The organism is Streptomyces sp. NPDC086787, from assembly GCF_044745865.1.
GTDB lineage: Bacteria > Actinomycetota > Actinomycetes > Streptomycetales > Streptomycetaceae > Streptomyces.
The window spans coordinates 191,211-203,962 of the sequence record NZ_JBIVBC010000002.1; the positions used below are offsets into that span (position 1 = coordinate 191,211).

Here is a 12,752-nt window from a genome sequence, read left to right on the forward strand (position 1 = left end):
CGTTCATGAACGAGTTTGGCGCTCTGCCCCACCGCTCCGTAAAATTCCGCCTTCGAAAGCGGGCGCGAGTCGGAGCGCTGCGCGGGTGATCAGGAACGGCAGCGCGATGACGGTGACAGAGGACGGCCCGGCGGCCACCGAGGAAATGGTCTACGGCCCCGGCATCGACCCCGAGCGCCTGGCCGTGTGCCTGAGCGTGCTTGAGGAGCTCGACAAGCTGGATGTCGACCACCCCGACGCCATCGCGGTGCGCCGGGCCACGGCGGGCATCTACCGCACGGTCAAGCAGCGCCGCCGCCAGGACCGCCGGGCCGCCAAGACCGCCCACGACAAGGCGGTCACCGAGGCCACCGCCACCGGCTCCGCCCAGCGCATCGACGACGAGACCGAGGGCATCCTGCCCTCCTCCGTGACCGAGGCCGGGCGGGTCGCGGGGATACTCCAGCGCCCCCGCTCCTGCTACACCTGCAAGAGCCGCTACGTCGAGGTCGACTACTTCTACCACCAGCTCTGCCCGGACTGCGCCCGCACCAACCGGGCCAAGCGCGACGCCCGCGCCGACCTCACCGGCAAGCGCGCCCTGCTCACCGGTGGCCGCGCCAAGATCGGCATGTACATCGCGCTGCGGCTGCTGCGCGACGGTGCGCACACCACCGTCACCACCCGCTTCCCGAAGGACGCCATCCGCCGCTTCAAGGCGATGGAGGACTCGGCGGACTGGCTGCACCGGCTCGAGGTCGTCGGCATCGACCTGCGCGACCCGGCGCAGGCCGTGGCCCTCGCCGAGCAGGTCTCGGCGGCGGGTCAGCTCGACATCCTGATCAACAACGCGACACAGACCGTGCGCCGCCTGCCCGCCGCGTACGCCGCCCTGGTCGAGGGCGAGAGCGCCCCGCTGCCCGCCGGTGAACTCCCCGCCCACCACGTCATCGGCGCGTTCAACTCCGGCGCGGTCGACGGCATCGCCGCGCTGCCCGTCGGGACCAGCAACCTGGACGCTCAGCAGGTCGCCGATCTCGCGCTGGTCGCGGGCAACGCCAGCGTCGCCCGGCACCTCGACGGCACGGCCATCGACGCGGGCGGTCTCGTCCCCGACGTCGTGGAGAGCAACACCTGGGTGCAGACCATCGAGCAGATCTCTCCGGTGGAGCTGCTCGAAACGCAGCTGTGCAACTACACGGCGCCGTTCATCCTCATCAGCGCGCTGCGCCCGGCGATGGCCGCGGCCGCGCGGCAGGCGGCCAGCGGACGCGCGTACGTCGTCAACGTCTCGGCGATGGAGGGCGTCTTCGGCCGTGGCTACAAGGGCGCCGGGCACCCGAACACCAACGCCGCCAAGGCGGCGATGAACATGGTCACGCGGACCAGCGCCCAGGAGATGTTCCAGACCGACGGCATCCTCATGACGTCCGTCGACACCGGCTGGATCACCGACGAGCGCCCGCACTTCGACAAGCTGCGGCTGGCCGAGGCCGGATTCCACGCCCCGCTCGACCTGGTGGACGGCGCGGCCCGGGTCTACGACCCGATCGTGCGCGGCGAGGCGGGCGACGACCTGTACGGGGTCTTCATGAAGGACTACGCACCGGGCAAGTGGTGACAAGCGGCCGCATAATGGGTGGGGTGACCACGCAGTGACTCGCGATAGTTACACATTGTTTGCACTCCCTATCGAGCGGACCCCCGCTCATTTGGTTACCCTGTAAGCCGACGGGCAGCAGCACTGGGTCCCACCCACACCCACGGTCCGTCCCGGGACGAGCTGGTTCACCACGGCCGGCTCAACCGAGTTACCGGCGCCACCGCGTCCGAACTGGCCTTCCATCCAGACCCGAGCGGGCGTCAGGTGCCGGAACGAAGACTGTCCGGCAAGCCCGAGGGTGATCCGACACATAAGGAGTGCGCGGTGACACCGGAGACGACGAAACGCGATCAGCGCCCCAAGGAACACGCGGAGCGCGCGGGCCGCAGGCCCGGAGAGCTCGGCAGCCTCGACGTGTGGGCCCGCTCCGCCCCGATCCGCCTCGCGGGCTACGAGGACGACCTCGCCGAACCCCACATCCTGCCGAGCGTCGACTGACCCGGAAGCCGCGCAGACCAACGCAGACCAGCGGTCCGGATCGCGGAGGAGTCCCGCGGTCCGGACCGAATCACGGGCACGTAGCCGTAGCCGTAGCCGTAGCCCAGCCACAGCCGCCGCGGCTCAGTCGAGCGGTGCCACGCGCTGCCATGGGCGCAGCTTCTCCAGCTGCCCGGCCAGGTCCAGCAGGTCCGCCTCCGTCCCCGGGCGGCCCACCAGCTGTACGGCGCAGGGGGCGCCCGAGGGCAGGGTGCCGAACGGGACGGCCATGGCGGGCCAGCCGGTGAGGTTCCACGGCGGGGTCATCGGGGAGTAGTTGCTGTTGGCCAGGACGTTCGCCAGCCAGCCCCGCTCGTGCCACGGCCCGGCCTTCGGGGACCGGCGGGCCAGCGCCGGCGCGAGCAGGACGTCGTGCTCGGCGAAGAAGGGGGCCAGCCGACGACGCAGACGGTCCCGGGCCTCGCCGGTGCCGACCGCCCGGACGAAACGGCGTCCCACGGCCGCGTGGACCCGGGTCCGCCGGTTCAGCCGCGCCGGATCCAGACCCTCGGCGTCGACCGCGGTGCCCGCGGTCCAGTGCCGGAGCGCGGTGACCCCCAGGGACAGCGGATAGGGCGGGTCCGCCCGCCGCAGCCGGTGCCCGCCGCCGGCCAGCACGGCGGCCGCCTCGCGGACGGCGGTCGTATACGGCCCGGAGATCACCACACCTGGCAGGGGGCTGCGCAGCGACACCGCGATTTCGAGTGCGGCGGACTCCCGGGGGTGGCGGAACTCGGCGTCCGCGATCACCGAGAGGACCAGGCGCAGGTCATCGACCGTCGTGGCCAGCGGCCCGTTCTCCGACATGCCGAACCAGTCGCCCTCGCCGATCCCCGCCGGGACCACCCCCTGGCCCGGCTTCAGTGTGACCAGACCGCAGTTGGCCGCCGGGATGCGCAGCGACCCCATGCCGTCGTTGCCGAGGGCCACGGGCACCATCCCGCCGGCGACCGCGGCCGCGCTGCCGCCCGAGGAGCCGCCCGCCGTGCGCGCGGTGTCCCAGGGGTTGCGGGAGGTGCCGTGGACGCCCTCCGTGGTGCCGAAGACGCACAGCTCGGGCACGTTCGTCAGCCCCAGCACCAGCGCGCCCGCCGCCCGCAGCCGGGCCACGGTCACATGGTCCGCACCGGCCGGAGTGTCGGGTGTCGCGGCCGACCCGACCCGGGTGGCCTCCCCACGCACCGCCAGATTGTCCTTCACCGCCACCGGCACACCCGCGAGCGGCAGCCGGGCCAGATCGGAGCGCTCGGCCAGCTCGTCGGCCGCCGCGAGCGCCGGCCCGGCCAGCACCTTGCGGAACGCGCCGATCCGGCCGTCCAGCCGCTCGACGCGGTCGAGATGGTCCGCCACCACCTCACGGGGCGTGGCCCGCTTCTCCCGAACGGCGGCGGCGATCTCGGCGGCGGTGCGGCCGGCCCAGCTGGTCACGGATGCTCCTCGGAAGGGGACGGTGTGGTGTGCAGGCAGAACTGTGCACGCTCCGGCCCCGCTGCGTCGAGAGCAGCGCCGCCACGGTTCGAACGGCCGGTCGCGGGGGAGCAGTAAACCTGGTTACCCCCTCCGCAAACCTGGTTACCCCCTCGACCCAGCATCGGAGCACCCCGCATGCATGACGACCGCGGCCTGGTCGAAGCGCGTCTGCGGCGCGTCCTCGACGAGCGTGTCCGCCCCGCCGTGTACCCCGAGTCCGTACCCCTCCAGGTCGCGGTCTGGCACGCTCCCGGCGAGCCCGTGCCGGTCGCCGAGGGACTCGCCGCCCAGCCCCGGCCCGTCGAGGTGGGAGCCCGCTGGGGCGCCCCCTGGGGCACCAGCTGGTTCCGGGTCACCGGAACCGTGCCCGAGGCGTGGGCCGGGAAGACCGTGGAGGCCCTGCTCGACCTCGGCTTCGACCGGAACATGCCCGGCTTCCAGTGCGAGGGCCTGGTCTACCGGCCCGACGGCAGCCCGGTGAAGGGCCTCAACCCGCGAAACCAGTGGGTGCGAGTCGGCGCGCCCGTCAAGGGCGGCGAGGAGGTGCGGCTGCACATCGAGGCCGCCGCCAACCCGATCGTCTTCGGTTCCCACCCCTTCCGGCCCACCTCGCTCGGTGACCCGGAAACTGCGGGCGGCGAACCCCAGTACACGCTCACCCGCATGGATCTCGCCGTCTTCGACGAGACCGTGTGGCAGCTCGTGATCGACCTGGAGGTGCTCGGCGAGCTGATGGCCGAGCTGCCGGTGGAGTCGGCCCGTCGCTGGGAACTGCTGCGCGCGCTGGAGCGGGCGCTCGACGCCATCGACCTTCAGGACGTCAACAGCACCGCTGAGCAGGCCCGTTCCCATCTGACCGCCGCCCTCGCCGCCCCCGCCGTCGCCTCCGCGCACCGCGTCAGCGCCGTCGGTCACGCGCACATCGACTCGGCGTGGCTGTGGCCACTGCGCGAGACGGTCCGCAAGGTGGCCCGCACGACCGCCAACATGACCGCCCTGCTGGACGACGAACCCGATTTCGTCTTCGCCATGTCCCAGGCCCAGCAGTGGGCATGGGTCAAGGAGCACCGCCCCGAGGTGTGGGCGCGGGTGACGAAGGCGGTGTCGGACGGGCGCTTCGTACCGGCCGGCGGCATGTGGGTGGAGTCGGACACCAACATGCCCGGATCGGAGGCGATGGCCCGTCAGTTCGTGTACGGCAAAAGGTTCTTCATCGACGAGTTCGGCATCGAGAACCACGAGGCATGGCTGCCGGACACCTTCGGGTTCGCCGCCGGGCTGCCCCAGATCATCCGGGCGGCGGGCTCCAAATGGCTGCTCACCCAGAAGATCTCCTGGTCCCGTACGAACGCGTTCCCGCACCACAGCTTCCTGTGGGAGGGCATCGACGGCACGCGGATCTTCACGCACTTCCCGCCGGTCGACACCTACAACTGCTCCATGCGCGGCTCCGAAATCGCCCACGCGGCACGCAACTTCAGGGAGAAGGGAGCCGCCCGGCACTCCCTCGCGCCAACCGGCTGGGGCGACGGGGGCGGCGGCACCACCCGCGAGATGGTCGCCAAGGCGGCCCGCCTGCGCGACCTGGAGGGCTCCGCCACCGTCGTCTGGGAGACCCCGGCCGAGTTCTTCGCCAAGGCCGAGGCCGAATACGCCCATCCGCCCGTCTGGACCGGCGAACTCTACCTCGAACTGCACCGCGCCACCCTCACCAGCCAGGCCAGGACCAAACAGGGCAACCGCCGGAGCGAACACCTCCTGCGCGAGGCCGAACTGTGGGCCGCGACCGCCGCAGTGCGCAACGGATTTGCCTACCCCTACGAGGAGTTGGACCGGATCTGGAAGACGGTCCTGCTGCACCAGTTCCACGACATCCTGCCCGGCTCCTCCATCGCCTGGGTGCACCGGGAGGCCCGCGCCACCTACGACCGCCTCGCCGCCGAACTCGACGCGGTCATCGACGCGGCCCAGCGGTCCCTGGCCGGCCCGGGCCCCCTGCCGCTCGCCTTCAACGCGGCCCCGCACACCCGCAGCGGCATCCCGGCGGGCGGCGCGGGCACACCGGTGGCCGAGGGCGAGACGACCCTGTCACCTCGCGCCGACGGCGGGCACGTCCTGGACAACGGCCTGCTGAGGATCGGGATCGACTCCCGCGGACTGGTGGTGTCCGTGTACGACGTCGACGCCGACCGCGAGACGATCGCCCCCGGCCGTGCCGCGAACCTGCTCCAGCTCCACCCGGACCTCCCCAACATGTGGGACGCCTGGGACGTCGACGCCTTCTACCGCAACACGGTCACCGACCTCACGGACGCCGACGAGGTGACCCCCCTGCCGGACGGCCGCTCGGTGCGCGTCGTGCGGTCCTTCGGCGCCTCCCGGGCCGCCCAGGTGCTGTCCCTGCCACCGGGCGAACGGCGCCTCGTCCTGGACACCGAGGTCGACTGGCACGAGACGGAGAAGTTCCTCAAACTCGCCTTCCCGCTGGACCTGCACACCGAACGGTACGCGTCCGAGACCCAGTTCGGGCACTTCCACCGCCCCACCCACACCAACACCTCGTGGGACGTCGCCAGGTTCGAGGCCTGCAACCACCGCTTCGTCCACTTGGAGGAGCCCGGATGGGGCGTCGCGGTCGTCAACGACTCGACGTACGGCCACGACGTGACCCGTACCGTCCGCACCGACGGCGACCGCGGTACGACCACCACCGTGCGGGTGTCGCTGCTGCGCGCCCCGCGCTTCCCGGACCCGGAGACCGACCAGGGCACGCACCGCTTCCGGCACGCCCTGGTGCCCGGCGCGGGGATCGCGGACGCGGTCCGCGAGGGCTGGCGGATCAACCTGCCCGAACGCGAACTGACCGGCGGCCACGCGGTCGAACCGCTGGTCACCGTGGATGACGACGCCGTCGTCATCACGGCGGTGAAACTGGCCGACGACGGCAGCGGCGACGTGGTCGTGCGCTTCCACGAGGCCCATGGAGCGCGCGCCAGGGCCACTCTGACCTGCGGCTTCCCGGTCGCCGACGTGACCTCGACGGACCTGCTGGAACGCCCATGGCCCGAGGCGACACCGCCCGCGCACGACGGCGATCGCATCGCCGTACGACTGCGCCCGTTCGAGCTGATGACACTTCGGCTGCGCAGGCAGTGACGCACTCCAACCCTCGCCCGCCCGGCTGCCCGCGGGCTACGGCCGTCCGGCCGCCGAGTCCAGCCGGGTCGGCGGCAGGTACTCCCGCACATAGGACCGCTCCCAGCAGGCACCGGTCTCCCGCAGCTCCCGCCAGGTGGTGAACCGGTACCGGAAGAGGCGGGCGCGTACGTAGCGCGGGGGCTCGCCGGGCGGGAACGGGGAGGCGCGGAGCAGTCTCAGGGTGTCGGGATCGTTCTCCAGCAGGCGTTCCACCAGCCCGCCGAACCAGGATTCGGCGTAGGCGGGGGAGAGCGCGGCGAACCACATCAGCCAGTCCAGCCGCAGATGATAGGGCGCGAACTGGCGTGGCCAGCGCCGTGGGTCGCCCGGCTTGCCCTTGAACTCGTACTCCCGCCACGGCGAGTCCTCGCGCGGGACGTCGTCCAGCGTGCCCTCGACCACCACCTCGTACCGCACCCGGCTCACGCTGCCGAACGCGCCGTAGGTGTTCACCAGGTGCAGCGGGTCGAAGGAGCGGTTCATCACCTGGCGGCGGGAGATCATGTTCAGCACCGGGTGGTAGCTCAGGAAGAGGAGCAGCGCGCCGACGGCGGACACGACGACCTCGTACCAGAGCGGCGCCGGGGCCGCCGACGGCGCGGAGCCGGGGATCCGCAGCGCCGACACGGCCAGCACGACGGTGATCCAGTTCAGCCAGGAGAAGTTGCCGGACAGGATCAGCCACAGCTGGGTGACGATCATCAGGGCCGCGGCCGCCGTCGCGATCGGCTGCGGGGTGAACAGCAGGAACGGCACCACGAGTTGGGTGAAGTGGTTCGCCGCCGCCTCCGCCCGGTGCAGCGGCTTCGGCAGACGGTGGAAGAACCAGCTCAGCGGGCCCGGCATCGGCTGGGTCTCGTGATGGTGGTACAGACAGGTCAGCTTCCGCCAGCAGGCGTCACCGCGCATCTTGATCAGCCCGGCGCCGAACTCGACCCGGAACAGGATCCAGCGGAGCAGGAAGAGGACGACGACGGGCGGCGCGACCTCGTCGTTGCCCAGGAACGCGGCGAGGAACCCGACCTCCAGCAGCAGCGACTCCCAGCCGAACGCGTACCAGGTCTGGCCGACGTTGACGACCGACAGATACAACGCCCAGGGGACCAGCCACAGCAGCATCGCGCCCCACAGCGGCAGCAGTGAGTCCAGACCGGCGAGCAGTGCCGCCGACACCGCGCAGCCCGCCCAGGCGCAGACCGCGAAGAAGCGGTCCGAGTAGTGAAGGTGGAACAGGCTCGGCGTGCTGCGGAAGGACACGCGGCGCAGGAACCGGGGGATCGGCAGCATGCCCCTCTCGCCCAGCAGCGCGCGGAACTGCGAGGCAGCCGTCAGGAACGCGACGAGATACACACCGGCCAGAGCCCGCTGGAAGACCAGCCGGCTCCACCAGTAACCAGGTGCGGTGAACCAGTCCACGGCCGTGCGCTCCTTCGTCCCGTGCGTCACTCTGCGCGCCGCAGCGCTCCGCTTGCGTAACCGGCACACACGGTGCCGACAATAAGGACCGAATCGCCAGAGAACGCGCTCAACATGATCAATCGAATGTCCCCTCGATGCCGGAGAACACAGTGCGCCTACCCAGCGGAACCACCGGTGCGGCCTGTGTGCTCGCGACGGCGCTCCTGGCCGCCGGATGCGCCCGGGGCGGCGCCGAGGCCACCGGAGCGGGCAAGGGCGTCGTCCTGCAACCGCTGGCGGAGCGGGGCCCCGACCCCTTCACCGACTCCACCGTGACCAGCCCCGCGAACGCGGCCGCCGCCACCCCACTGGCCCGCCCGTCCGCCCCCGTGCGGCAGGCCTCGGTGCCCCGCACCGGGATGCGCACCCTGTCCGGCGGCACGCCCGGGCTGTACGGCGGCACCGCGTGGGTCGGGAGCTGCGATGTCGAGCGGCAGATCCGCTACCTCGCCGCCGACCCGGCCCGTGGCCTCGCCTTCGCGGGGGCCGAGGGCGTCGCCCGCAAGGCGGTTCCCGAGTTCCTGCGCGGCCTCACTCCCGTCGTGCTGCGGGCCGACACCGGGGTCACCAACCACGGGTTCCGGGACGGCCGGGCGACCGCCTTCCAGTCCGTGCTGCAGGCCGGCACCGCCGTGCTCGTCGACGACCGCGGCGTGCCCCGGGTCCGCTGTGCCTGCGGCAATCCACTGAAGCCGCCCCAGACGTCCCACGGCGTCCCGGGCACCGCCGGACAGCCCTGGTCCGGCTACCGGCCCACCGACGTGATCGAGGTGCGGCCCGCGCCGCAGGCCATCACGAGCATCTCGCTCGTCGACACCACCAGTCACTCCTGGATCGAACGCCGGATCGGGCACGACGTCCGGCACGATCACGTCGTGTCCCCGCCCGCGCGGCAGCCCCAGACCCCACAGGCCCAGCAACCCCGTCCACAGACGCCCCACACGCAGACGCCCCGCCCCACCGTCGCCCCGACCACGCCCACCCCGGGCACCGCGACCGGCACGCCGGACCCGTGGAGCCAGTCACCGACGGGGCAGCCGACCCCCGACCTGTCATGGGCCCCCGACCAGCAGTGGCCGTCCGGCCAGGAGTCGGTGCCCGCCGAGGAGCTGCCTCCCGGCCAGGAACCGGAACCCGCCGAGGACCTGCCGCCCGCCGAGGAGCCGACACCGGCGAGTCCCGCCGAGGAGCCGACACCCGCCCAGGAGCCGACACCCGCGGAGGACTTGCCGCCCGCCCAGGACCCGCCACCCGACGACCCGGCCGTCACGGATCCCGCCGTCACCGACCCGGCCGTCACCGACCCCACCGTCACGGATCCCGCCCTCACCGACCTCGCCGTCACCGATCCCGGCCTTCTCCCGCGGCCCACGGACGGGACCGTCCCCGAAACAGCCCCCGAGACCGACACCACCCTCGACACCCCCGTCGACGCCGATGTCCTCGGCGGCTGAGTGCGCCTGCCGCCCCGGAACCACTCGCGGCACAGCACTCGAAGAATCCGGCGAATCCTGGCAAGGTTGCTCCATGGGCTCCATGGCTGAGCGGGGAGCGAGCGCCCTGTCGGTCCCGGAGGACTGGACCGCTCACCCGGACCCGATCCTGGCGCTCAACCGCATGGGCTCGTTCGACTGGGACCTGGACACCGGACTCGTCCACATGGACGCCCGCGCCCACGAGGTGTTCGACATCCTCCCCGAGGACTACGACGGGCGCCCCGAGACCCTGTCGAGCCGGGTTCCCCCTCCCGAGGCCGGCCGACTCGACTCCGTGGTGTCCAGGGCGATCAAGGACGGCAGCGAGAACTACGGCGCCTACTTCCGCGTCCGCTGCCGCGACGGCACGCTGCGCTGGACACACACCCAGGGCTACATACGGCGCGACCGGACGGGCCGCCCCCGCCGGGTCATCGGCATCGTCCGGGACGCCACACAGGAGCTGGCCGACCTGGAGGCGAGCAGTCTGCGCGCGGCCCAGGACGAGGCGGTGCGCAGACAGACGAACGTCGTGCAGGTCATCACCGCGGCCCTCGCCCACGCCCGCAGCGTCCAGGACGTCATCGACGTCCTCAAGGACACCCACGGCGTACGGCACCTCGGCGCGGCCAGCCTGGTCATGGGCCTGGTGGAGGCCGGGCGGATCCGGCTGGTGGCGGAGGGGCCCGCGGGCAGTTTCGTGCCCGGCACCAGGGTCACCCGGATCGACGAGCCCTACCCGATGAGCGACGTGGTGAGGACCCTGACCCCGCGCTTCATCGAGTCCCCGGAGGAGTTCGCCCGGGGGTACCCCCTCCTCTGGCCGCACCTCACCGGCCTGAACATCACCTCGGCCGCCTATCTGCCACTGATCGCACAGGCCCGCCCGATCGGAGCCATGGGCCTGCTCTACAGCGACCGCCACGGCTTCTCCGACGAGGAGCGCACCGTCCTGGTCGCCCTCGGCAGCAGCATCGCGCAGAGCATGCAACGGGCCATGCTCTACGAGCAGGAGAAGGACCTCGCGCAGGGCCTCCAGCAGGCGATGCTGCCGCGCACCATACCCAGCGTGCCCGGTGCCGACGTCGCCGTCCGCTACCGCTCGGCCTCCGCAGGCGGCGCGCTCGGCCGGGACATCGGCGGCGACTGGTACGACGTCATCCCGCTGCCCGGCGGCCGGGTCGGCGCCGTGATCGGCGACGTACAGGGACACGACACACATGCGGCGGCCGTCATGGGCCAGCTGCGGATCGTGCTGCGCGCCTACGCCGCCGAGGGCCACACCCCGGCCACGGTCATGGCCCGCGCCTCCGTCTTCCTGCACGAACTCGACACCGACCGCTTCGCCACCTGTCTGTATGCGGAGGCCGACCTGTCCACCGGGGTGGTCCAGGTGGTCCGGGCCGGGCACATAGACCCCCTGGTGCGCCGCACGGACGGCAGCTGTCGCCGGGTACCCGTCGAGGGCGGACTGCCGCTCGGGCTGTCGGCGGAGTTCGGGCGGCTGGAGTACCCCGTCACCACCCTCGAACTCGACCCGGGCCAGACCCTGCTGCTGTGCACCGACGGGCTCGTCGAGCAGCCCGGCGCCGACCTCTCCGACGGCATGCGGGCCCTCACGGCGCTCATCGCCGCCGGCCCCGACGACGTACGCGGTCTCGCCAACCTGCTCATCCAGGCGGCCGAGGCACGCGGCGGCGACGACGACGTGGCCCTGCTCCTGCTGCGCCGCCGGGTCCTCGACAACGTGCGGGCAGGCGCCCGCCTCCAGCAGCACGTGGCCCCGGGTGACCCCGAGGCCCTCACCCTGGCCCGGCACATGACCCGAGCCGCGGTGCGCGCCTGGGGCGCCGGGGAGCGCGCCGACGAGATCGAGCTGGTCGCAGACGAACTGATCACCAACGCCCTGATGCACACCGAGGGCTCCGCGATCGTCACCCTCAGGGTGCTCACCGGCAGCGACCGCCGGCTGCGCGTCGAGGTGGAGGACTCCTCCAGCGCCCTGCCGCGCCGCAGGGAGGCGGGGGAGTCCGGGGTCTCGGGCCGGGGGCTGCTGCTGGTCGACACGCTCACCGATGTGTGGGGGGTGGAGGCCAGGGGCGGCGGCAAGTGTGTGTGGTGCGAATTCGTCATACCGTGATGGCACTCTTGACGTATGCCGGAACTCCCCGAGGTGGAAGCACTCAAGGACTTCCTGGCCGAGCAGCTCGTCGACCGTGAGATCGTGCGGGTGCTGCCGGTCGCGGTCAGCGTGCTGAAGACGTACGACCCGCCCGTGAGCGCCTTCGAGGGCAGCATGGTGTCCGCGGTCCGCAGGCACGGCAAGTTCCTCGACGTCGAGGGGGACGGCGGACTGCACTTCGTGACGCATCTGGCCCGCGCGGGCTGGCTCCAGTGGCGGGAGCGGCTGCCGGACGGTCCGCCCCGCCCCGGCAAGGGTCCGCTGGCCCTTCGGGTGGCGCTGGAGACCGGTGCGGGCTTCGACCTCACCGAGGCCGGCACCCAAAAACGCCTCGCGGTGTACGTCGTACGGGATCCGCTGGAGGTGCCCGGTGTGGCCCGGCTCGGCCCAGACCCACTGGCCGGCGACTTCGACGAGGCCCGCCTGGCCGCGCTGCTGAAGGACGAACGGCGCCGGCTCAAGGGCGCCCTGCGCGACCAGAGCCTGATCGCGGGAGTCGGGAACGCCTACAGCGACGAGATCCTGCACGCCGCGAGGATGTCCCCGTTCAAGGTCGCCGCCTCCCTGGCGCCGGAGGAGATCGGGCGACTTCACGAGGCGCTGCGCACCACGCTGACGGAGGCGGTCGAACGCTCCCGGGGCCTCGCCGCCGGCCGGCTGAAGGCGGAGAAGAAGACCGGCCTGCGCGTCCACGGCCGCACCGGCGAGCCCTGCCCGGTCTGCGGCGACACCATCCGCGAGGTCTCCTTCAGCGACTCCTCGCTCCAGTACTGCCCCACCTGCCAGACGGGTGGCAGGCCACTGGCGGACCGGCGGATGTCACGACTGCTGAAGTAGCCCGGCCGGGGGA

Annotated in this window: 8 protein-coding genes; 6 read left to right on the forward strand and 2 right to left on the reverse strand. The window is 72.2% G+C overall.

Annotated features, from left to right (window positions below):
• Positions 1-106: 106 nt before the first annotated feature.
• Both ACIPK3_RS07010 and ACIPK3_RS07015 read left to right on the forward strand, forming a co-directional pair.
• Positions 107-1,600 carry an SDR family NAD(P)-dependent oxidoreductase gene (locus tag ACIPK3_RS07010; protein WP_402567030.1) on the forward strand — a complete coding sequence of 498 codons (1,494 nt, stop codon included), beginning with the start codon at positions 107-109 and terminating at the stop codon, positions 1,598-1,600.
• 306 nt (positions 1,601-1,906) lie between these two features.
• Positions 1,907-2,080, forward strand: a complete 174-nt coding sequence (locus ACIPK3_RS07015; RefSeq protein WP_402567031.1) for a hypothetical protein — start codon at positions 1,907-1,909, stop codon at positions 2,078-2,080.
• 123 nt (positions 2,081-2,203) lie between these two features.
• On the opposite strand, the gene ACIPK3_RS07020 is transcribed toward ACIPK3_RS07015, so the two are convergent.
• A complete protein-coding gene (locus ACIPK3_RS07020; protein WP_402567032.1) occupies positions 2,204-3,547 on the reverse strand; it encodes an amidase in 1,344 nt (447 codons plus the stop codon).
• Between the two features lie 177 nt (positions 3,548-3,724).
• Here ACIPK3_RS07020 and ACIPK3_RS07025 point away from each other — a divergent pair, with 177 nt between their 5' ends.
• Positions 3,725-6,745 carry an alpha-mannosidase gene (locus ACIPK3_RS07025; protein ID WP_402567033.1) on the forward strand — a complete coding sequence of 1,007 codons (3,021 nt, stop codon included), beginning with the start codon at positions 3,725-3,727 and terminating at the stop codon, positions 6,743-6,745.
• A 36-nt stretch (positions 6,746-6,781) separates the two neighbouring features.
• Here ACIPK3_RS07025 and ACIPK3_RS07030 read toward each other — a convergent pair whose 3' ends face one another.
• Complete coding sequence (locus tag ACIPK3_RS07030; RefSeq protein WP_402567034.1) at positions 6,782-8,203, reverse strand: lipase maturation factor family protein; 1,422 nt, start codon at positions 8,201-8,203, stop codon at positions 6,782-6,784.
• 137 nt (positions 8,204-8,340) lie between these two features.
• Between ACIPK3_RS07030 and ACIPK3_RS07035 the strand changes: the two genes are divergently transcribed.
• The 3 genes from ACIPK3_RS07035 to ACIPK3_RS07045 all read left to right on the forward strand — a co-directional run bounded on the left by ACIPK3_RS07035 (position 8,341) and on the right by ACIPK3_RS07045 (position 12,739).
• Positions 8,341-9,699, forward strand: a complete 1,359-nt coding sequence (locus tag ACIPK3_RS07035; protein WP_402567035.1) for a DUF6777 domain-containing protein — start codon at positions 8,341-8,343, stop codon at positions 9,697-9,699.
• Positions 9,700-9,781: 82 nt separating this feature from the next.
• Positions 9,782-11,860, forward strand: a complete 2,079-nt coding sequence (locus ACIPK3_RS07040; RefSeq protein ID WP_402567036.1) for a SpoIIE family protein phosphatase — start codon at positions 9,782-9,784, stop codon at positions 11,858-11,860.
• Between the two features lie 15 nt (positions 11,861-11,875).
• Positions 11,876-12,739 carry an Fpg/Nei family DNA glycosylase gene (locus tag ACIPK3_RS07045; RefSeq protein ID WP_402567037.1) on the forward strand — a complete coding sequence of 288 codons (864 nt, stop codon included), beginning with the start codon at positions 11,876-11,878 and terminating at the stop codon, positions 12,737-12,739.
• The last annotated feature ends 13 nt before the right edge of the window (positions 12,740-12,752 follow it).

Excerpts from the sequence above, each read along its gene's own strand:
- ACIPK3_RS07040 (WP_402567036.1), top strand. The coding sequence starts at position 9,782 with ATGGCTGAGCGGGGAGCGAGCGCCCTGTCGGTCCCGGAGGACTGGACC.
- ACIPK3_RS07045 (WP_402567037.1), top strand. The coding sequence starts at position 11,876 with ATGCCGGAACTCCCCGAGGTGGAAGCACTCAAGGACTTCCTGGCCGAG.
- ACIPK3_RS07010 (WP_402567030.1), top strand. The coding sequence starts at position 107 with ATGACGGTGACAGAGGACGGCCCGGCGGCCACCGAGGAAATGGTCTAC.
- ACIPK3_RS07025 (WP_402567033.1), top strand. The coding sequence starts at position 3,725 with ATGCATGACGACCGCGGCCTGGTCGAAGCGCGTCTGCGGCGCGTCCTC.
- ACIPK3_RS07035 (WP_402567035.1), top strand. The coding sequence starts at position 8,341 with ATGCCGGAGAACACAGTGCGCCTACCCAGCGGAACCACCGGTGCGGCC.